This window comes from Streptomyces sp. NBC_01439 (genome assembly GCF_036227605.1).
GTDB lineage: Bacteria > Actinomycetota > Actinomycetes > Streptomycetales > Streptomycetaceae > Streptomyces.
Genome location: NZ_CP109487.1, coordinates 4,690,995 through 4,713,194 on the forward strand (window position 1 = coordinate 4,690,995; position 22,200 = coordinate 4,713,194).

Sequence of the window (22,200 nt, forward strand, 5' to 3'; positions counted from 1 at the left end):
CCTGTCGGTCGTGCGCGGGATCAGACCTGGTCGTGGTGGATCTCGATGCCGATGCCACCGAGCTGGTAGATCCGCAGGGTGGACTTCCAGACGCTCGCGTCGCCGAGCAGCTGGATCCGGCCCGGTTCGCGGCGCACCTCCTTGATGTGCACGTCGAACTCCATGTCGGGGTCGTCGCGCAGGATCTGGCCGCGGTACGACCAGGTCGTCTCGGCACCGGAGAGGAGGGCGAAGCGCGGGTTGACCAGACCGTCCGTGAGGCCGGTTTCCACGGCGTACACCTGCAGGCCCTGGAGCAGGGCCTCGACGCCGAGCGAACCGGGCATCACCGGGTCGCGGTGGAAGTGGCAGGAGAAGTACCAGTCGTCGGGGCGGATGGAGCGGTGCCCGCGCAGGTAGCCGCGGCCGTGGTCGCCGCCGGTGGGCACGACGTCGACCCACTCGACCAGGTCGAGGTGGCCCGCGCCGAGGCGGGGCACCGGCCGGGAGGCCTCGGCGGCCCGGTAGGCGGCGACGTCGACGCGGCGGACGTCCGCGGGGCGCGGCGCGTGCCGGTCGAGCCAGGGCGCCACGTGCTTGCCCTTGTCCAGGCCGACCTGGTTCTCCAGGGCCTTCGCACTGAAGTAGCCGAACAGCGACTCGCCCGTGTAGAAGACCTCTCCGTCCGCGGAGAGCTCGTAGCTGTAGTTCTGCAGGATGGAGCCCGGCATCTGGTCGCTGGACAGCAGGGTCGACCGGTGCTGGATGGTCTTGCCGCGCAGGTCGACGTCCTTGACCAGGGTGGCGCGCCCGTCGAGGTTGCGGATGCTGAACTGCTCGTCGGGGAAGGGCAGCGTGGCGCCCAGGTAGTAGCCGAGCAGGATGGCCGCCTGGAGGCTGGACTCCATGTAGACGCAGTTGGGCATGTGCGGGTGCCCGTTGTGGTCGTAGTACCAGGCGTCGTCCGGGGAGTCGTACTCGGTGACCATGACGGCCCCGCGCTTGAGGACGCCCCGGGTGCCTTCGAGGGCCATGACCCGGTCGACGAAGAGGAAGTCGCCGTTGGGGATGTACGGGGCGCGGCTGTTGGCGTAGATCTCGAACTCGGGTCCCATCGCCGTGGCCAGGTCGCCCTTGGCCGCGTGCGCCATGTGGAACTCGCTGAGCAGCGCCGGCTGCCCGGTGGCCGGGCTCAGGCGGCCGAGGAAGTGCGGCACCTTGCCGCCCGTCTCCGGGCGGAACGGGGTGCCCGGCTTCTCCACCAGCCGGATGCCGAGGCCCGTGACGCTGATGGACGCCTTGCCGTCCCGCAGGACGACCACGTCGGCGGTGATCGCCGGACGCGGCACCAGGGTGAGCGAGGTGATGTCGACGCGGTACTCGATCTTCTCGGTGTCCGGGGTGATCTGACCGCGGACCTTGACCTCCGTCGACAAACCGGGAACGGGCTGGAAACGGGCGTCGGGGAAGGACAGGTGCAGGCCGAGGGAGAGGGCGTACACCTCCAGCAGTTGTACGGCACCCTCCGCGACGAGCGAGCCGGCCAGGACCGGGTCGTCCGGGAAGTGGCTGGTGAAGTACCAGCCGTCCGGCACGAGGTGCTTCACGGCCTCGATGCGGCCCAGACCGGCCGGGCCGCCCTTGCGGTCGAGGACCGTGACCTCGTCGGCCATGCGCAGCCGCTCGCTCGGTAGCCTCAGCGAGGTGTTGCAGCCGGCGGGCTGACGGTGCCCGGGGCCGAACACCTCGGCGATCCGGCCCTCGGCGAGCTGCGCCAGGTCGACGGCGCCCAGTGCGGTGCGGTCGGTGCGGGCCAGCGGCTTGAACGCACTGGAACCGGAGAACGTGCCGTCGCCGACCGGCGGCCTGACCTTCGCCTGGAGGATGCCGAGGGAGCTCTCCAGCTCCTCGTCGGTGAAGAAGCCGGCGCAGGCGTTGTTGAGCTTGAGGATCAGCTCGCCGTCGGCGTAGCAGTCGTAGTGGAAGAAGAAGAGGAGGGTGTCGCCCTGCTGCACGAACTGGTCGATCCAGATGTCGTAGCGCAGGGTCTGGCCGACACGGGGCAGGTCGCCGACGAAGCTGAGGCTGCTGTCGAGCAGGCGGTACACCCGGTCGCCGCGGTTGGTGAAGTCGGCGCCGAGGTAGCTGATCAGCAGCAGGTCGCACTGGCCGGCCTCGATGGTGACGGCCGGGGGGACCTGTCCGTCGACCGCGTACCAGGCGTCCACCGGCACGTCGTACTCGGTACGGATGAAGGAGGGCTTGAACTCTCCCGGTTCGGCCTCCAGGGCGGTGACCCGGGTCGCGAAGTGGTAGGGCGGGGCGGGCAGGCGGACGCGGCGGCGGTAGCCGTCGATCTCCGCGAAGCGGGGGCCGAAGACATTGCCGATCTTGCCGGTCGCGAACTCCAGCAGATCGTGCTCGTCCCAGACGACGCCCTCGGGCTTGGGCGGGCGGGGCGTCGGGTGGTCCCCGGTGGTGAGCAGGGCGACGAGCTCGTCACGCAGCTCGCGCTGGGCCGCGAGCACCTCGCCGTGCGCCTCCAGCATCTCGCTGCGGAGTCCGCGCACCAGTACGGCGGTGGTCTCGTCGCTCGCGCGCGCCGGGCTCTTGGCGACCGGTGGCACGGGCAGGGGCGCGCCGGAGACCGCGGTCCTGGGCGGCGTGTCGGGGGTGATCGCGGGCGGCCCGTCCGGCGGTGCCACGGCACCGGCGGCCGGGATCATCGTGATGGGCTCCCGTTCCAAAGCCAGGGCTGGCGCCGGCGGCTGCGCGGAGGGTTGGGTAGGCATCGCGGTGTCCCATTCCGTGGTGGTTTCGGGGCCTTGGGCAGGCACCGGATCGGCATTGACGCCGCCCACGAGCACCGCGACCGGCGCGGTGGGGCGGGCGGGCAGGGCTGCAGGGGTGGCGGAGACGACGGGTGCGGCCGGGGTGATCGGGGCGGTACGGGGAGGGGCGGCGGGCCCGGCATTCGACACGCCGGAGCCGGTCAGGGGCGCGGCCGGCGCCACGGACTGGAGTACGGCCGGCGCCACGGGCAGAGATGCCGCCGACGCCACGGGCTGGAGTACGGCCGGCGCCACGAACAGGGGTGCGGGCGGGGTGACGGGTCCGGCCGGCCGCGCCGGAGCGTTCGGCAGGACCTCTACGGTCGGGGCCGCGGCCGCCGTCACCAGGGGCGGGACCGGGGCGCCGCCCGTCGGGAAGCGCCGCAGGCCCGGCGACGGGCGTGTACGGCCGTGCGGGAGGGGGGCGAAGGCGCCGAGGTCGACGGGGATGCCGTGGGCGGCGAGTCGGGCGGCCAGGCGGGCGATGTCGGACGCCCCCCGTGCGCCCCGCCGGTCGACGGACACCGACAGGTGCGGTTCGCCGGCCAGGGTCTCGTGGATCCACCGCGAGCACGTGCTGCTGGGGCCGACCTCGATGAAGCAGCGGTAGCCGTCGTCGTACGCACGCCGCACCAGCCGCGGGAAGTCCACCGTCTCGCGCAGGGTCACCGCGATGTTCTCGGCCACCGCGTCCGCGTCGAAGTCCGTCACGGGCTCGTAGTGCCGGCTGCTGTAGAGGACCAGGTCCCCCACGTCGCCGGTCGGGTAGCGGTTGAGGTCGGCGAGTTCGGTCAGGACCCCGTCCACCACGGGGCAGTGCATGACGTGGTTGGCGGGTGAGCGGGCGCTGCGGCACTCGAGCTCGGCGATCAGGTCGCGGCACTGCCGCGGATCGCCCGCGACGACGGTCTCCTGGGGTGTGTTGACGTGGGTGAGGAACACCCGGTCGTAGCGCCGCAGGGCCGCCCGTACGTCCTCGGCCGGCGCGAGCAGCACATGGGTGGCCCACACCTCCGCGTCGGGGACCCCGTCGCCCAGGCCCCACAGCTCGCGCACCGTGCGCTTGGGTCCGCGCAGCATGTCGCCGAAGAGCGGCGAGGCGCTGATCTTCTCGTCGCCGCGTGCGCTCTTGACCCAGCCGCCGGTGGCGAAGAGCATGCTGCTCTCGCCCAGGCTGTAGCCGAACGCGCCGTGCACCGGGACTCCCAGCACCTCCCGCACCAGGTCGGTGGAGAGCAGGGCGTAGCTCGTGCCCGCCGCGAGCATCAGCGGGATGTCCTCGACGAGTTCGCCGTCGAGCCGCATCAGCTCGCGCCTCCCCAGCGGTCCTCGCGAACGGGGGTAGAGCGCCGCGCTGCGCAGCAGTTCGGCGGGGAGTTCGGCCTGGGCCTCGAAGCGCGGAAGCAGCCCGGGGAAAGCCCGGAACATGGCGCGTCCCAGTCCCAGATAGGAGTTGAACGCACCGGGGAAGACCAGGGTGACCTTGGCCTCGGGGCCGAGCGGCCGCGCGGTGAAGCAGCTGCCGGACGGGGAGGACCACTCGCCACCGGACTCCCACACGCCGGGCAGGTCCTTCAGCGCCTGGTCGATCTGCCGGACGAGCCCGGCCGGGTCGTCGGCGACGAGCACGGCCTTGAGCTTCGCCGGCCGGTCCGTGAACTCCGCCGACCAGTCCTCGGTCCCGGCGCCGTCGGCGGCGACCGCGGAACGCAGTTCGCCCAGCCGTCGCAGCAGTCCGTCGAAGTCGTCCGCGGCGACCGGTACGACCACTCCCCCGCCGGACCGGGTCCAGTCGGCCTCGGTGATCTCGCCGCGGACCTGGCGGCCGGTGAGCACGAGGTGGGCGTGGCTGCCCGCCGTGCCGATGACGCTGACGGAGGCGGCACGCCGGCCGTCACGGTGGGCGCGCAGCCAGGGCCGGGAGTCGGCGGCCAGGAAGAAGGCCGAGCCGTCGGTGCCGTCCGCCGCGATCCCGTCCGAGGCCACCGGGAAGTACCCGTGGTGCAGGCAGAGCACGGCCCGGATGAGCCCGGCGAGCCCGGAGGCACAGCCCGTGTCGCCGACGGCCGACCGGACCGAGGACAGCGCGGTGTGCAGCTCCCCGCCCGCCCGCCCGGCGGTCCAGACGCGGGCGAGACCATCGATCTCGGCCGCCCGCGCTCCGCCGGCGGCCTCGACCAGTTCGACGTCCGACGGGCCGAGTCCGGCCGCGGCGAGCGCGTCCTCGGCGGCGCGTTCCACGAGTTCGGCGCGGACGCCCGGGGTGACGTCCGGCGCGTGGTGCACGGCGATCGACTCGACCGTGGCGTACACCCTGAGTCCCTGCGGCACGCTGTCCGGCCGGGTGACGACGACGGCGCCGGCGCCCTCTCCCAGGATCTTCAGTCCGTCCCGGACGGCGCCCGGTTCGAGGAGTTCGCGGGCGAGGGTGTTCTCCGGTCCGGCGGCCAGGTCGACCGCGCCGACGAGGACGGCCTCGATGGTGGGGTCGAGCAGCAGCAGCCGGGCGACGTCCAGGGCCTCGACACCGACCGCACTGTCGGAGGAGAGCGTGAAGGACGGGCCGGTCAGGTTCCACAGGGAGGAGACCCGGCTGGCCATGATGTTGCCGATGTAGCTGAGGACCTCGTTGGGCTCGATGGAGTCGTGGACTCCGTCGCGCGCGGCACGGGTCAGGTCCGCCAGCTGCTCCGGGGAGGGCTGGACCCCCGCCGCCGCACACCACTCGGTGAGTTTGCGGCCCAGTTCGTAGCGGGAGCCGTGACCGTGCGCGCTGGGTTCCATCTCCATGCCGATGACCACGCCGATCCGGCGCGGACCGGAGCCTGCGGCCCCGCCGCCGCCCGGGCGCTTGCGCTCGTATCCGGCATCGCGCAGCGCCTCCTCGGCGACGCGCATCATCAGCAACTGCTGCTGGTTGAAGTGGTCGAGGTCCTTGGGCGGGATGCGGTACGAGGTGGTGTCGACCTCGAAGTCCTCGATGTAGGCGGCGCGGGGGGCCGCGTCACCGCCCAGCCCGCCCCGGTCCAGGGGGCCGTTCTCGACGGTCTCGAAGCCGCGCCAGCGCTGTTCGGGCAGGTCGCGTACGGCGCCGAGCCCTTCGTATCCCGCGCGTTCGAACTCGTCGAGGGTGGCGAAGGAGCCGAAGTGTGCGCCCATGCCGATCACGGCGAGCGGCGGCGGCTCGACGGCCTCGGCACCGGCGTCCGCGGCGGCCTCCGCGGACGCGGCGTCCGGCGCCGACAGCACGACGTGGGCGTTCGTACCGCCGAAGCCGAAGGCGGAGACACCCGCGCGGCGGGGAGCGCCGGGAGCCGGGTCCGGCCAGGCCACGGCTTCGCGTACGACCCGGTCGGCGATCGTTCCGGGCAGCGGCCGCTCCACGCCGATCGTCGGCGGTATGACGCCGTGCGACAGGGACAGGACGACCTTGAGGAGGCTGGACATGCCGGCCACGGTCAGCAGGTGGCCGATGTTGGCCTTGACCGACCCCAGCAGCGGGGTGCGGCCGAAGAACGCCTCGGCGCCGCCCAGTTCGGTGCTGTCGCCGAGCGGAGTGCCGGTGGCGTGGCACTCCAGGTACTGGATCGCGGACGGGTCGACGCCCGCCTCGCGGTAGGCGAGGTCGTACGCGGCCAGCTGCCCGGCCTCGTTCGGCGCGAGGAGGTGCTTGCCCGGGCCGTCGTTGGTCAGGGCGAGCCCGTCGATGACGGCGTGGATGCGGTCGCCGTCGCGCCGTGCGTCGGCGAGCCGCTTCACCGCGATCATCGCGGCCCCCTGCCCGGTGACGATGCCTCGGGAGCGGGCGTCGAAGGGCTGGCTGAAACCGTCCTGCGGATAGGCCCGCAGGTCGGAGAAGGACAGGTGGATCACGGTCGGATCGGGCGCGCAGACGCCGCCCGCGAGCATGAGATCGGCCCGCCCGGTCTCCAGATGGGCGCAGGCCAGCTTCAGCGCGTACAGCGCGGAGGAGCAGGCCGCGTCGAGGGTGAACCTCGGCCCGTCCAGGCCCAGGGCGGCCGCCACCACGCGGGCCGGCATGCCGCCCGCCCACAGGTTGTGGGCGGTGACCGCGCCGGGCGCGGCCGCGGCGGCCGCGCCGGACGCGATCGCTTCGTCGGGCACGCGCAGTCCGGCGTCCGCGAGGCCGCGGGCCACGGCGGAGTCCCAGAGTTCACCGGCGAACCGGCCGGAGGCCGGGGTGGGGAACGGGTAGTTCCCGAACACCACCCCGGTCCTCCGCCCTGGCCGGCCGCCCGCGGTCGGGGGATGGCCCGCGTCGGCCAGTGCGTCCCCGGCCACCCGGAGCGCCCAGTGGAACGAGCGGTCCAGGCCGGCCAGGTAGTCGGGAGGGAGGAGGTAACCCTTCGGATCGAAGCCTTCGGCACCCTCGTCGTACTCGTTGAGGAAGCCGCCCCGCGTGCAGTAGATGCGGTGCCTGTCCTCCGGGTCGGTCTCCCGGACCTGCGGGGCGTGCCCGAAGATCCGATCGTCCCCGTCGGTGCGTGAGTCCACGCCGCCGATCAGGTTGCGCCAGTAGTCGTCGGGTGTCCCCGCCCCCGGAAAGAGGCAGGCCAGGCCGACGATCGCGTACTTGCCCATGGTTGGGTCAGCCTCCGGGTGTCCGAATGGATCGGTTCGGGAGTCGGGGGTTCGGTGGTCGGTTGTCCGTCCGGGCCGGGCCCGGACCGGGCCTGACCCGGACCGGGCCCGGGGAAGGGCCGGGTCCGGTCCGGCGGACGTCAGACCGAGACGGTCGCGGTGCCGGTCCGCTCGACGGTCGGCCCGAACTTGCCTTCCAGCTGCGGGTCTTCCACGACCGTGACCCCGTCCAGCACCTGGAGCACGCGGCCTTCGCGGTCGAGCGCGGTGATCGAGCAGCTGATGCCGCTCGGGCCGGCCGACACGTTCTCCACCGCGATCAGGAAGTCCTGGTCGACGGGAAGCTCCGCGTAGAAGCGGGCCCTGGTGACCTCCATCGGCAGGCAGGCCCGGTTGCGGAACCGCCGGACCCACACGAGCGCGGACTGGAGCAGCAGATCGGCCAGTACGGGGCTGAGGAACCGCCCGTGGTACGCGCCGCGCGCCGGCCGCCCGTCACCGAGCCGCGCGCCGAGCAGCAGCAGCCGTTCCTCCGCGACCAGCACGGAGCGGAGCCCGCGCAGCGCGGGTCCGTGGAAGAGCGTGCCGTCCAGGTAGAGCGGGCCCGCATCGGTGCGGGTCGCCTCTCGGGCGGCACGGGCGAGGTCCGTACGGTCCGCCGGAGCGGTGAGCTCGTCGGTGGCGAGGCCCGCCCCGTACGACGGCCTGCTCTGACCGGCATCGTCCACGGCCGAGGCCAGCACCTCGACCGACTGGGGGCGGGCCGCCGGTCCGGGCTCCATGAACAGCCTCAGCCGTGAGGCGGTCGGGCCCTCGCCCTCGGCAGCGTCCATCACCAGGCCCTTAAAGACCTTGAACGCGGTCACCTCGGTCACCGGCTTGCCGGTCACCCGCTCCGCCGCGTTGACGAGCGCACCCAGCGCGGCGGTGGCGGGCAGCACCCGCTTGCCGCCGATCGCGTGGTCGGCGAGCACCGGATCGGCGTCGATGTCCGCGAGCGTGCGGTCGACGAGCAGGGACGCCGGGGCGGACGCGTCGGCCGCGGGGGGCGCGGAGAGCGGTGTCAGCGGGCCGGCGACGATGACCGTGTCCTGCCCGCGGGCCGCGGTGAACTGCTCGGCGAACATGCCCGCACCGGTCGCCACCGGCACCAGCACCACACCGCGCGAGGCGAACATCCTGCGCAGGTCGTCGGTGACCATCCCGCCGTCCCACGCACCCCAGTTGACGGAGGTCACGCGAGCCGAGGGAAGCTCGTGCTTGAGGCGCACCGCCATCCGGTTGAGGGCCTCGTTCGCCACCGCGTAGTCCGACTGGCCGCGGTTGCCGAAGAATCCGGCGACCGAGGAGAAGAACACCAGGTGGCGCAGGGCGGCCGTACCGCGGAGCGCGTCCAGTACGTGGCCCAGGCCGACGATCTTCGTACCGAGGACCCGGTGGATCTCCTCCGACGTCTTGTCGGCGATCAGCCGGTCGGCCAGGACGCCCGCGCCGTGCACGACACCGGTGACGCGCGCGGCGTACGGGGCGAGGGCGGTCCGGACGGCGGCCGCGTCGGTGATGTCGACCACGACGTACTCGACGGTGGCGCCGGTCGCCCGCAGCCGGTCGAGGTTGGCCCGCACGTCACGGCTGCCGGTCACCTCGCGGTAGACCGCCTCGACCCCGCGCGGGGTGGGCTTCTCCCCCGCGGCGACGATCCGCTTGACGATGACGCCCTTGAGCGCCGCCCCTTCGAGACCCGCCGACCACTCGGGCTCGGCGGTCACCTGGCTGCGGCCGAGCAGCAGCAGACCCGCGGGACGGGCCTCCACCAGCGCCTGCAGGCAGTCCGCGGTGATCCCGCGGGCGCCACCGGTGACGACGAGCAGGTCCTGTACACCGATCTCCGGGACGGCTGCCACGTGGGCGGCGGGCGGCTCGGCGGACGGGACGACGGTACGCCGTCCTTCCGCGTCGTGGCCCACGTCGGCGGTGTCGACGGACACGTCGTGGATCTCGTCCAGGAAGCGCGTCGCGACGGTGCGGTCGTCCAGGCCGGGGGCGAAGTCGACGGTACGGGTGAAGAGCGCCGGTACCTCGATCGCCAGCGTCTTGACCAGTCCGCTCACGCCGCCCAGCAGGGCCGATCCGGCGCCGCTGCCGCGGTAGCCGTTCGCACCGTCCAGCTGGGTCACCGCGACGAACGCGGCCCTGCCGCCGGCCGCGGCCGCGGCCTTCAGCGACGCCTGGGCCCGCTTGGCCACGAGCACGGTGTGCGCCAGGCGGCGGGCCGCCTCGGCCCACTCCTGACCGGCCAGGGCGGCCACCTGCACCACCAGGTCGAGCCGCTGGGCGGTGATGACCCCGGCGAGCTCGTCCTCCTCCCAGGTACGGAGGGACCGTACGGAGTCGGCTTCCACCGCGGACGCGGCGCCCGGCAGCGTGACGACCTCCACCCGCCAGCCGTCGGCCCGCAGCCCGGCGACCAGCGGACGGGTCAGCGTCGACCCGTCGTCCATGACGAGCGCGGTACGACGCTCGGGGTAGGCCCCTACGACACGGCAGGGCGCCGGCAGTTCCCGTACGGCCGCGAAGGTACGTCCCACGCCGTTCGCCCCGGGGTACGTGACGACGAGGGGAGCCTCTACGGCAGGAGCCGGAGCAGGGACTGGAGCGACCGAAGCCGACGCGCCGGAAGCCGAAGCCAAGAACCCCGCGATGTCATCAAGGGTCCTCAGCTCACCCATCCGCTCCGGATCCACCTCACCCGACACCGGGAACCGCTCCTGCAACGCACCCATGATCTGAACACGCTTGATCGAATCGATCCCCAGATCAGCCTCCACATCCATACCCGGCTCCAACATCTCCACCGGATAACCCGTCTTCTCCGCCACCACCTCAAGCAGCGCACCCAACACCGCCACATCCACAGCAACCGGAGCAGAAGCCGGAACCGGAACCGGAGCCTCTTCGGCAGGAGCCGGAGCAGGGACTGGAGCGACCGAAGCCGACGCGCCGGAAGCCGAAGCCAAGAACCCCGCGATGTCATCAAGGGTCCTCAGCTCACCCATCCGCTCCGGATCCACCTCACCCGACACCGGGAACCGCTCCTGCAACGCACCCATGATCTGAACACGCTTGATCGAATCGATCCCCAGATCAGCCTCCACATCCATACCCGGCTCCAACATCTCCACCGGATAACCCGTCTTCTCCGCCACCACCTCAAGCAGCGCACCCAACACCGCCACATCCACACCAGCCGGAGCAGAAGCCGGAACCACCACGGCAGGGGCAGGGGCAGGGGCAGGGGCAGGGGCAGGAGCCTCTACGGCGGGAGTAGGAGCCGGAGCGACCGAAGCCGACGCGCCGGAAGCCGAAGCCAGGAACCCGGCGATGTCATCGAGGGTCCTCAGCTCACCCATCCGCTCCGGATCCACCTCACCCGACACCGGGAACCGCTCCTGCAACGCACCCATGATCTGAACACGCTTGATCGAATCGATCCCCAGATCAGCCTCCACATCCATACCCGGCTCCAACATCTCCACCGGATAACCCGTCTTCTCCGCCACCACCTCAAGCAGCGCACCCAACACCGCCACATCCACAGCAACCGGAACCGGAGCAGGAACCGGAGCCGGAGCCGGAGCCTCTACAGCAGGAGCCGGAGCAGGAGCAGGAACCACCACGACGGGGACGGAGACCTCCGGCTCGCTCGGCGGCTGCTCTTCCCCTCTCAGCGCCTCGATCAGGAGTCGCGTCGCGCGTTCGTGCGCCGACGTGATCGACGCGCCGTGCTGCTCGATGAGCCGCAGCGCGGCGTTCGCGTCGGGGTGGGTGCCGGAGCGAACGGACCGTTCCAGCGTGCTGACCGCCTCGCGGATCGTCTCTACGTGCGCGTCGAGGATCTCGGCCTGCAGATCGAGCCCCTCGCGGACGACCTCGCTCAGTCCATCGGCCGAACCCTCGGCCGGGACGGCCGGGGCCACGGCCGGCTGAGCCGTCGGCGGCACCTCCCGCACCGGCTCGGCCAGCGCCTCCTGGTACGCCGAACGCCGCGCGGCCGTCACATAGTTGATGCCGCGGAGCGGAATCGCCATGCCCTTGCCCGCCGGCACCTCCGGCACCGCGGCCGTGTGGTCGTCGATGCCCGAGATCGGGAGGCCGAGGACGGCCAGTTCGATCGCGGCGCGCTTGAGCGCGATCTCGCCGTCCTTGGCGGGGCCGCCGTCGACGGCTACGGTCACGACGCCCTCGCGGCCTTCGAGGACGCGGTCCACCAGATCCGAGAGCACCCGCTTGGGGCCGAACTCGACGAAGACCCGGAAGCCGTCGGCGTACATCTCCTCGATGCGGTCGGCGAAGGCCACCGGCCGCAGCAGCTGGTCGACGAGGGTGCGTCGGCCCGCCACCGTGTCGGCGCCGTAGGACGCGCCGGGCGTGTTCGCGTACACGGGTATGCGCGGCGCGGCCAGGTCGACGCGGTCGACGGCCGCGCGGAAGGCGTCGGCGGCGTGGGCGACGAACCGGGTGTGGAAGGCCGCGGATACGGGGAGCCGCTTCGCGGGGATCGTGCCGCTCGCAGCGTCCGCGACGAGGCGGTCGATCTCGGCGGTCGGCCCGCCGACCACGATCTGGCCGGGGGCGTTGATGTTGCAGACGGTCACGTCCCGGTAGCCGGCGACGAGGGCCTGCACCGCGCTCAGCTCACCGCGTACGGCGGCCATGGCGCCGGGGTCGTGGTCGGCGGAGGCGTTCGCGGGCGGGGCCATCGCGAGACCGCGGGCCTGGGCCAGCTCGGCGAATCCGGCGTCGTCCAGCGCGCCCGCCGCCCACAGCGCGGTCAGCTCGCCGAAGGAGTGGCCGATCACGCCCTGGGGCGCGAAGCCGAGCTCACGGAACCAGGCGAACTGGCCGGCGGACAGCGCGCCGATCGCGGGCTGCGCGAACTCGGTGCGCCGCAGCGACTCCTCCTGCGCCTTGCGCGTCGCGTCGTCGAAGGCCGGCGGCGGGAACACGACGCGGCCGAGGGTCTCGGCGCCGGTGGCGAACCGGTTGGCCCGGTCGTACGCGGCGAGTACCGGCGGGACGGCGAGCGCCGCCTGCCGGCCCATGCCGGTGTACTGGCTGCCCTGGCCGGCGAAGACCGCGGCGGCCTTCGTCCCGGCGGGCAGCGCGGAGCGCCGGTAGGTGATCCCCTTGGGGTGCTGCCAGGCGGTGGCGCCGGACTTGGCCCGCAGCAACCCGACCGCGGTGGCGCGCAGTTCGTCGAACTCCGCGTCCGAGCGGGCCACGATGCCGATCCGGGCGTCGCCGACCGGCACCCAGCCGAGGGGGTCGGGTGCGGAGCCCTGCTCCAGGCGGCGGGCGAGGGCCTCGGGGTCGGCCGCGTGCCAGAGACCGGTGCGGGCGACGGGGCCGAGCACCTTGGCGCCGGCGGTGTCGTGCTCCTCCAGGACCATGTGGAAGTTGGTGCCGCCGAAGCCGAAGGAGGACACTGCGGCCCGGCGCTTGTCGCGGCCGGGGTCGGCGATCCAGGGGCGGGCCTCGGAGTTGACGTAGAACGGGGTCTCCGCCGGGTCGACCGCCTTGCTGGGCTTCTCGACGTTGATGGTCGGCGGCAGGATCTTCTGGTGCAGGGCGAGCGACAGCTTGATCAGGCCGGCCGCGCCGGCGGCCGCCTTGGTGTGTCCGATCTGGGACTTGACGCTGCCGATGGCGGCGTAGCCGCGGGCTTCCTGCCCCTCGGCGACGAACGAGCCGAGGGCAGACAGCTCGGTGTGATCGCCGACGGCGGTGCCCGTGCCGTGCGCCTCGAAGAGCTCGACGGAGCCCGGCGCGACGTCCGCGTCCTCGTAGGCCCGGCGCAGGGCGAGCTGCTGGCCCTGCGCACGCGGGGCGTAGATGCTCTTGAAGCGGCCGTCGCTGGAGGTGCCGATGCCGCGCAGGACGGAGTAGATCCGGTCGCCGTCGCGCTCCGCGTCGGCGAGCCGCTTGAGGGCGAGCATGCCGATGCCCTCACCGATCAGCGTCCCGTCGGCGGACTCGTCGAAGGGCCGGATGATCTGGTTCTTCGAGAACGCCGGGGTCTTGCTGAAGCACATGTACATGAGGATCGTGTTCTCGGCGTCGCAGCCGCCGGTGATCATCAGGTCGGCGCGGCCCTCGATCAGCTCGCTGACCGCGAGCTTGACCGCGGCGAGGGCGCTGGCGCAGGCCGCGTCCACGGTGCAGTTGGTGCCACCGAGGTCGAAGCGGTTGGCGATGCGGCCGGCGACGACGTTGCCGAGCATGCCGGGGAAGGAGTTCTCCTCCCACGGGATGTAGGCCTTCTTGAAGCGTTCGGCGACCTCGTCCGCCGCGGCCTCGCTGAGCCCGACGCTGCGGACCACTTCCTTCAGGACGGGCGTCTGCAAGCGCGCGGAGAGCGGCTGGGTCAGCGAGTTGGCGCCGGTGACGCCGAGGATGACCCCGGTGCGCGCGGGGTCGTACCATCGGGAGCCCTCGGTGCCGGCGTCGCGCAGGACGTCGCGCGCGACGGTCAGCGAGAGCAGCTGGAGGATGTCGGTGACCTCCAGGGTGTTCGGCGGCAGGCCGAACTCCATGGGGTTGAAGGCGATCTCGGGCAGGAAGCCGCCGCGCCGGGCGTAGGTCTTGTCCTCGGCCGCAGGGTCCGGATCGTAGTAGTCGTCGAGGTTCCAGTGACTGTCCGGAACGTCCTCGATGCAGTCGTTGCCGTCGACGATGTTGTGCCAGAACTCGCGCAGGTTGCGCGACTGGGGGAACAGGCCGGCCAACCCGACGATGGCGATGGGGGTCTCGGCCAGACGTGAGTGGTGCACGACGGTCCTCTCATTCAAGTGCCGCGGGTGGGCAGGGCACGGATGCACAAGGTGTGTTCAGACGACGGCGGAGCCGGCCAGCAGGCCGGCGAGCACGCTCACGGCTCCGGGGTCCCGGAGCATCGTGTAGTGGTCGCCGGGGACGCCCGTCTCTCGTACGGGGTGGCTGCTGAGGCCGCTCCAGCCGAGGTCGCCCTCGTCGGGGAGCAGCGAGCGCTCCGGCTTGACGAGGGTGAGGGGCCGGTCGAGCGGGCCGGGCTCGTACGGGGCGGTGCAGCGGTTGTTGCGGGACAGGCCGCCCTGGTAGGCGGCGTACAGCTTGCGCAGTCCGGCGAGCTCCGTGCCTTCCGGCAGGAGGCCCTGGGCGATGGCCGCGGCGAGCACCTGGGGCAGTCCGTCCTCGGGTGCGGCGAGGGGCGGGACGCTCACGGTGAACGGCCGGCGGCGCTTGGCGCCGAGGTACATCGTGAACCAGTCGAGGAGCATCGCCGCGTCGAGCAGTTCGTCGGTGCGCTTGAAGGCGGGAACGGGCGCGATGCTGTCGAGCAGGACGAGGTCCCGCAGGAGTGCGCCGCGCCCGGCCGCGTCGAGGCGGGCGGCGATCTCGTAGGCGACGACGCCCCCGAAGGACCAGCCGACCAGGGTGAACGGTCCCGAGTCGATCCGCGCCCCGGCGAGTTCGTCCAGGCAGCGGGCGGCCAGGTCCCCGATGGGGACGACCGGCGCGCGGGGGTCGAGGGCGGCGGCGAGGAACTCGGGGACGCTGCCCAGGTCGAGCAGGTACAGGGCGGTGTCCGCGGGCAGCCGCCCGGCCAGGGGCCCCCACTCACCGGCCGCGAGCGCGCCCGGATGTACGGCGCAGATCCGGTGGGCGGCCGCCCCGTCCGCGTCCCGCAGGGTGCGCAGGACGGGTCGGGGGGTGGTCGGGTCAGGCCGCCGCGACATTGCGCGCGCTCTCCTCGGCGATGTGCCCGGACAGCGCGGCGACGGTCGGGTGGTACCAGAGCGCGGTCGCCTCCAGTTCGAAGCCGAGCCACTTCTCCAGCTCACCGGCGAGGATGAGGGCTTCGGTCGAGTCGAGGTCGAACTCGTCGAAGTAGCGGTCTACGTCGATCTGGGAGGGCTCGACGTCGAGCCGGACGGCCAGCTTCTCGACCAGCCAGGCCTGTGCTTCCGCTGCGGTGACAGTCTGCATGGGACTACCTCGATTCACTTCTTGATGTCGCGGGGATTGATGTCACGGGCGATGGACTCGGCGGCCTTCAGTCCGGAGACGAATCCGGCCTCGTGGGAGCCGATCAGGTCGTGGCCGATCTTCGGCGAGTGGAAGTACGAGCCGGCGAGCTTGATCCGGCCGGTGTCGTTGACCGCGTAGATGGTGCGCTGCATGGTGCGCACGTCCAGATTGATGATCGGGTGGGTGAACGGCAGTTCGCGGATGACGAGTTCGTCGCGCGGGACGATCGGGGAGTCGAGCGTGACGAAGTAGTCCTTGCGGGCGGTGAAGCCCTGAAGCGAGTTCATGTAGTACGCGACCCAGGTGCGGGTGCGCCCGTCGACCGTCTTGAGTCCGTAGTTCCAGCTCTGCCAGCGCTCGCGGCGGGGCGGCATGGCGGCCGGGTCGGTGTGCAGGACGGCGCTGGTGGAGCTGTAGCGGACCTTGCCCAGGATGTCGGCCTGGAGCGCGTTGGGCGCTTCGAGCATCGCGAGGGTCTGGTCGGCGTGCGAGGCCAGCACCGCGTAGTCGTAGCGCTCCTCGCCGTCGGCCGTGCCGATGACCACGCCGTCCGCCTCTTCGCGGACCCGGGTGACCGGGCTGGAGGTGCGCACCTTGCCGTTGATGCCCGCGACGACCCGGCGCACGTACTCGATGCTGCCGCCGGCGACGGTCTTCCAGGCGACGGTGCGTCCCCCGAGACCACCCGGGTCGTGCGACATGAAGAAGGCGATGACGGTGGTGGCGGGCATCTCCCAGATGAGTTCGGCGGGCACCGACCAGACGGCGGTGGCGAGCAGCACCACGTAGCCGTACTTGAAGGCGTCGGAGTAGCCACCGCGCCGCAGGTACTCGCCGAGCGCCATGTCGGTGCGCTTGCGCAGGAAGTCGCGCGGCGCCTCGCGGTGGAAGCGCTCGGCGTCCCGCCACAGGGTGAGGAAATCGGCCGGATAGCGCTGCGCGATCTCCTCCTCGGAGAGTTCGAACTCGGACGTTCCGTAGTCGAGGCCACGGTCGAGGTCAAAGAAGTCGAAGCCGCCCGTGTGGTCCAGGGCGGGAGCGCCGAGCTCCTCGAAGAAGGCGGTGATCTGGGGATACGTACGGGAGTTGAACACCACGAAGGCGGTGTCGATGCCGATCGTGCGGCCGTCCTCCTCCTCGACCTCGACGGTCAGCGCGTGGCCGCCGGGCCGGTCGTCCTTCTCGTACACGGTGACTTCGACGTCGTCTGGCAGGTGGTGGGCGGCGGACAGTCCGGATATGCCGGCACCGACGACAGCGACACGGGTGGTCATGGCAGGCAGCCCTTCGGCTCGAGCGTTGATCGTGGAACCGGTCGCCTTGCGCGACGGCGGCTGGAGCGCAGAGGAGTGAGACCTCTGGGGGCGGAACGTCGCGTGTGTCTCCCGCGGCGACGACGGTTACGGCGGAGTGCGACAACAGCGGTGTGGGTGGTGACGGCGGCGGCGGCGATGGCGGGCCGGCACGGCTCGAAACGTAGGGCGGCGGCCTGACGGGGGTCAATCGGCGCATCGCGGATGCGCGGGTCGCCATCGGAAAGGCCGATGGCGGGGAAGTGCGGTGTCCGGATCCGAACGTCCCCGCGTACCGGACGGGATCGAGCCAACTCTTCGTGCGAGCCGAAGTTCATCCTCCGCGGCTGTCCGGAAGAACCACACGACGGGCTCTTCTCTGAGGCTGGTACTTGTGCCCTGATCCCGTGATCCCGCGTTCCATGCCGTAGTAGAGGAGAGAGCTCCATGCCCACCATTCCCTGGATGCCCGGGGCCGCCGCCAAGGATGCGACCGCCGACTCCGGCCAAGCCGTGGTCATGGCTTCCAAGCTCCAGGTCACCTCGCTGCTCCACGTTCCCCGGTTCTTCCTGCTGTCGCTGGTGGTGTGGAAGCAGGTGCGGTCGGCGCCCGGGGTGATCGGTGCCTCGCTGCGGGCGGAGCCGCTGAAGAAGACCTTCTGGACCCTGTCCGCGTGGAGCGGCCAGGAGGCCCTCGACACGTTCTCGCGCTCGGACCCGCACGCCCGGATCGTTTCCCGGCTGCGGAAGGTGATGGACCGTTCGGTGTTCGTCTTCTATCCGGCCGACCACGACAGCCTGCCCGCCGGCTGGGACGACGCGGTGGCACGGCTGAAGAGCAAGGAGGAGGGCCGGTGAGCGCCGTGACGGGACAGACTGCGGCCGACGCGCCCGCAAAGCCGGTCATTCCCCACGGGACGATGGTGCTGGCCGTCGCCTGCCTGGGTCTGTTCATGTCCTTCATCGAGGTCACGGCCGCGATCTCGACGCTGCGCGCCCTGCAGCTGGACATGCAGGTCGCGCCGGCCGACCTGAGCTGGGTGTCGAGCACGTACACCCTGGTCGTGGCGGCCTGTGTGCTCTCGGGCGGTGCGCTCGGCGAACGGTTCGGCAGGCGGCGGGTGTTCGTCACCGGTGTGGTGGCGCTCGCCGCGGGCTCGCTGGTGGTGGCGACCGCGAGCGGGTTTCCGCAGGTGCTGGTCGGGCGGGCGATCAGCGGGGTCGGCGGCGCGCTGGTGCTGCCGACGTCGCTGGCCATCATCACCACGACCTTCTTCGTCGATCTGCCGCGGATGCTGCGCTACATCACGATCTGGGTGTCCATGTCCGGCGTCGGCCTCGCGGTCGGACCGCTGCTCGGCGGTGCGCTGCTCGACCGCTTCGACTGGCCGGCCGTGTACCTGGTGAACACGCCGGTCGCCGTGGTGACGGTGGCCATGGCGCTATACGCGGTGAAGGAGACCAAGGTTCCGGACCGGGCGCTCGACCTGGGTGGCCAGTTCCTGTCCGTCGTCGGTCTGGGCACGCTCGTGTACGGGATCGCCGTCGGCGGCCGGCTGGGGTACGACGACCCGGTGGTCGTGGTCTCGCTGGCGGTCGCGGTGGCCGCCCTGACGGGGCTGGTACTGGTGGAGCGGCGGGCCCCCGTGCCGATGCTGGACGTACGCATGATGGGCTCGCTGCGGGTCTCGGCCACTCTGGTGGTGGCGGCGAGCGCGCTCTTCACCTTCGTCGGCATCGTCTTCCTCGAAGTGCTGTTCCTCCAGCGGGTCCAGGGCACCGAGCCGATGGCCACGGGCCTGAAACTGCTGCCCGCGATGGTTTCGTTCGTGCTGTCCACCCTGGTGGCGCAGCGGATCGCGGCGAAGGTGGGGCCGGGCCGGCTGCTGGCCGCCGGTTCCCTGGTCACGGGTGCGGCCGCGGTCGCCCTGGTCGCGCAGCAGCCCGACAGCGCGTACGGGATCACGGCCCTGGGCCTGACCCTGCTGGGTCTGGGCAGCGGCCTCGTGGTCGCGCCGTCGACGGCCGCCGCGTTCGCGGTCGTCGAGCCCGCGCAGATGGGCTCGGCCTCCAACGCGGTCACCGCCTTCCGGCAGGTCGGCTCGGTGCTCGCCACCTCGGTGCTGGGCTCGGTGCTCGCCGTGCGCTTCATCGGCGTGCTCCCGGACAGGCTCGACGCGGCGCACGTGCCCCCGGAGGTCGCGTCGACGGTCGTCGAGGTGGCGCGGAGCGGCGGCAACGGCAGCGGCCGTTCCACGGAAGCGGTGACGGAGGCCGTCAACGCCTCGTTCAACGCGGGCATCCACACCGGCATGTGGGTGGTGGCGGGCGTGTCCGCGCTGGCGGCGGCACTGTCCCTGGCCTTCCTCACGCGGACGAAAAAGGACGCTTAGCCCATCGAGAATCCAGATCCCGGGTTCAGTGAATTCGAGGACTCGAGAATACCGTTGGAAAGCAATTGACGAGCCGGCACTGCCACGCGAGCATTAATTCAGAAGTCGACGGAAAGGAAAGGGAGGAATCATGACGGCGCCCAGTGTTCTGAGTCTCCTCGACCCGAGCGCCCTCATGGACCCGCACCCGATATATCGGGAGTGGAATCGACAGGGTCCGGTCATCTGGGATTCTGAAATCGAGGCGTGGCTCATCACCGGCTACGACGAGTCTTTCCGGGTATTCCGAGACATCGAGAACTTCTGCCAGGACTGGCGTCGCATCGACGTGGAGACGCCCGCCTCGCTGCTCAGCCTGCAGACGCTGGACCCGCCGGAGCACACCCAGATCCGGCAGTTGATGCACGAGGGGTTCAAGGCCGTCAGCCCCTACGCCCTCGAGGACGCGCTCCGGTCGGGCCTCGAGGAGCTGCTCGCCGCGGTGGAACACCGGCCCGGTTTCGACTTCGTATCGGAGCTGGCCGAGCCGCTCACGCTGCGGGTCATTTCGGCGCTGCTCGGGATCCCCCAGCCCGACCCGGCCTGGTTCGTCCCGCTCTCGAACACCATCGTGGACGGTATGGACTTCAGCCTCCGGCCGGAGTGCTACGAGCCCGGCGTGGCGGCTCGGGCCGAGCTGTCGGCACTGGTCGGCCGGTGGTTGGAGTCGCCGCCCGCGGACGGGTTCGTGAGCCACGTGGCGCACAGCGGGAAGCGGGAGGGCATCGAGCACGACGTCCTGCTGAACTCGTTGCGCGTCGTCCTCCAGGCCGGTTTCCAGACCGCCAATCGTTTCCTCGCCACCGGCCTGCTCACGCTGCTCCGCATTCCGGCCGAGCGACGCCCGCGGGCCGGCACCGACGCCGCCGTCAACGAACTCGTCAGGTTCGCGGGCCCGGTGCACGTCGAGAGCCGCGCCTGTGTGAACGACACGGCTCTCGGGGGCCAGCTCATCCGCAGGGGGCAGGTGGTGTCGATGTTCCTCCCCGCCGCCAACCGGGACCCCCGTGCGTTCGCCAGTCCGGGCGAGCTCCTTCTCGACAGGAGTCCCAACCGGCATCTCGGATTCGGCCGGGGCCCGCACACCTGCCTGGGCGCACCCGTCGCCGTGAGCGTCGCCAGGGAAGTGTTCGCCACCATCGGCCGGCGCTATCCGCACGCCCGACTCCTGGGCGAGCCCGTTCCGAGGCCCAATGTGACGGAACACGGCTTCTACGAGTTCAAGGTTTCTTTTTCCGCGGAAGACCGCCCGACAGGGCGGAGCCCGCAGGAAGAAGGGGAAGTTGCCCACCGATGAGAAAAGAGGTGAAGACATCATGCGTCACGCCCACTGAAACGAAGCGAGCAGGGCTTAAGGCTACTGGTCGGACCCGCGGCAGCGGGTCCGACCAGCCCCTCCCCACCGGAGTCTCGGCCGTCCTGCGCCTGCCCGCGATGCGCGCCGTGTACCTCGCGCACGCGATCTCCATGCTGGGGACCATCGCCGCCGAGGTCGCCCTGTCCGTCCTGGTCTTCCAGCGCACCGGGTCCGCCCTGCTCTCCGCGCTGGTGTTCGTCTGCACCTTCCTGCCGTACGCCGTCGGCGGCACGCTGCTGTCCTCCGTCGCCGACCGCCTGCCCGCCCGCCCCCTGCTGGTCTCCTCCGACCTGATCTGCGCCGGCTGCGTCGCGGCGATGACGATCCCCGGAATGCCCGTACCCGCCCTTCTCGGTCTGCTCGTCGTCACCGGTCTCATCGCTCCCGTCTTCCAGGGAGCGCGAGCCGCGAGTCTGGCCCAGCTGCTGGACGGCGACTTGTTCCCCGTGGGCCGGTCGCTGCTGCGCACCATCAGCCAGACCGCGGTGGTGTCCGGGTTCGCGGTCGGCGGCGTCCTCATCGCCCTGGTCGGACCGCGCTGGGTGCTCGTCGCCAACGCCGCCAGCTTCCTGGTCTCGGCCGCACTGCTGAGACTGGGCACCCCCGCCACCCCCGCCAATTCGGCGGCCGGACAGGAGGGAGCGGCAGCCGAACCCTCCGTGCTGCGGGAGTCGCTGAGCGGCCTGCGGTACCTGTTGCGCACCGCGCGGCTGCGCCGGCTGCTCCTGCTGTCCTGGGCGGTGCCCGCCTTCTCCTCGGTGGGCGACGGGCTGGCCGTCGCCTACACCGTCCAGACCGGCGCTGCCGCCACGGCGGCCGGCGCGCTGTTCACCGGCTACGCGGTCGGCACGGTCGCCGGCGAGATCACCGTGGCCCGGCTGTCACCGGCCACCCGCCGGCGTCTCGTCGTGCCGCTGGTGATCCTCAGCCAGTTGCCGCTCGTCTTCTTCGCGGCCTCTCCTTCCGTCCCCGCCGCCGCACTGCTGCTCGCCCTGTCCGGTGCCGGCTTCGCCTTCAACCAGGGCATCGACCCGCTGATCCTCGCGGCCACCGAACCCGCCTACCGCGGACGGCTGTTCACCGTGCAGAGCAGCGGCCTGATGACCGTCCAAGGCGTCGGCATCGCCCTCTTCGGGGCCGCCGGTACGGTCTTCGCCCCCGGCCTGGTCGTCTGCGCGGCCGGGTCGGTGGGTGCCGTCGTCGCCCTCACCCTGGCCCGTTCGGCTCTCCGTGCGACCCCGTCCCCCGTCATCCCGGCCCCCGCGCCGGCCGCCATGAGCGAATAAGGGCCCTCGCCACCCGGGCAGGGCCCTGACCGAAATCGATCCGGCTGTGAGACGCGCCACGTCTCACAGCCGGATTTCGCCGTTTGTCCACGACAAACCAAAAGAAGTGAGGAATCGGATTCCCCTATCGGAATTCAGGAATTCCGATGCCCCGCAGAACGTTCCCGGAAAGGCTTTACGCGCCACCCTCGGAATGATGTCATTGATTCAGCGCGGAAATCCCGCCGCAATTACCCGGGAGATCGAGGGAGGTGTAGAGATATGGACATCGTCATCATCGAGGACCGCGAGGTCGTGGCCCACCACCCGAGCCTCTGACGAGGTGATCCGATCCTGAAAGCTCCGAAGGGAGGT

General features: G+C 71.5%; 9 protein-coding genes. 4 read left to right on the forward strand and 5 right to left on the reverse strand.

Annotated features, from left to right (window positions below):
• Positions 1-20: 20 nt before the first annotated feature.
• From OG207_RS20990 to OG207_RS21010, 5 genes are all read right to left on the reverse strand, one after another.
• A complete protein-coding gene (locus OG207_RS20990; RefSeq protein ID WP_329100015.1) occupies positions 21-7,412 on the reverse strand; it encodes a beta-ketoacyl synthase N-terminal-like domain-containing protein in 7,392 nt (2,463 codons plus the stop codon).
• 140 nt (positions 7,413-7,552) lie between these two features.
• Positions 7,553-14,242 (reverse strand): SDR family NAD(P)-dependent oxidoreductase, encoded by a 6,690-nt coding sequence (locus OG207_RS20995; RefSeq protein ID WP_329100016.1) that lies wholly within the window; start codon positions 14,240-14,242, stop codon positions 7,553-7,555.
• 57 nt (positions 14,243-14,299) lie between these two features.
• The gene (locus OG207_RS21000) at positions 14,300-15,187 is read right to left on the reverse strand and encodes an alpha/beta fold hydrolase (protein ID WP_329100017.1); all 888 of its coding nucleotides are present in this window, start codon (positions 15,185-15,187) and stop codon (positions 14,300-14,302) included.
• On the reverse strand, positions 15,171-15,437 hold the full coding sequence (locus OG207_RS21005) for an acyl carrier protein (RefSeq protein WP_329100018.1): 267 nt from the start codon (positions 15,435-15,437) through the stop codon (positions 15,171-15,173). Before OG207_RS21005 ends, OG207_RS21000 begins: the two co-directional genes overlap by 17 nt.
• A 14-nt stretch (positions 15,438-15,451) precedes the next feature.
• On the reverse strand, positions 15,452-16,753 hold the full coding sequence (locus OG207_RS21010) for an NAD(P)/FAD-dependent oxidoreductase (RefSeq protein WP_329100019.1): 1,302 nt from the start codon (positions 16,751-16,753) through the stop codon (positions 15,452-15,454).
• Between the two features lie 465 nt (positions 16,754-17,218).
• On the opposite strand from OG207_RS21010, the gene OG207_RS21015 reads away from it, so the two are divergent.
• From OG207_RS21015 to OG207_RS21030, 4 genes are all read left to right on the forward strand, one after another.
• Positions 17,219-17,629, forward strand: a complete 411-nt coding sequence (locus tag OG207_RS21015) for a DUF3291 domain-containing protein (RefSeq protein ID WP_329100020.1) — start codon at positions 17,219-17,221, stop codon at positions 17,627-17,629.
• On the forward strand, positions 17,626-19,164 hold the full coding sequence (locus tag OG207_RS21020) for an MFS transporter (RefSeq protein ID WP_329100021.1): 1,539 nt from the start codon (positions 17,626-17,628) through the stop codon (positions 19,162-19,164). Before OG207_RS21015 ends, OG207_RS21020 begins: the two co-directional genes overlap by 4 nt.
• A gap of 130 nt (positions 19,165-19,294) precedes the next feature.
• Complete coding sequence (locus OG207_RS21025; protein WP_329100023.1) at positions 19,295-20,500, forward strand: cytochrome P450; 1,206 nt, start codon at positions 19,295-19,297, stop codon at positions 20,498-20,500.
• Positions 20,497-21,846, forward strand: a complete 1,350-nt coding sequence (locus OG207_RS21030; RefSeq protein ID WP_329100024.1) for an MFS transporter — start codon at positions 20,497-20,499, stop codon at positions 21,844-21,846. Before OG207_RS21025 ends, OG207_RS21030 begins: the two co-directional genes overlap by 4 nt.
• Positions 21,847-22,200 lie beyond the last annotated feature (354 nt).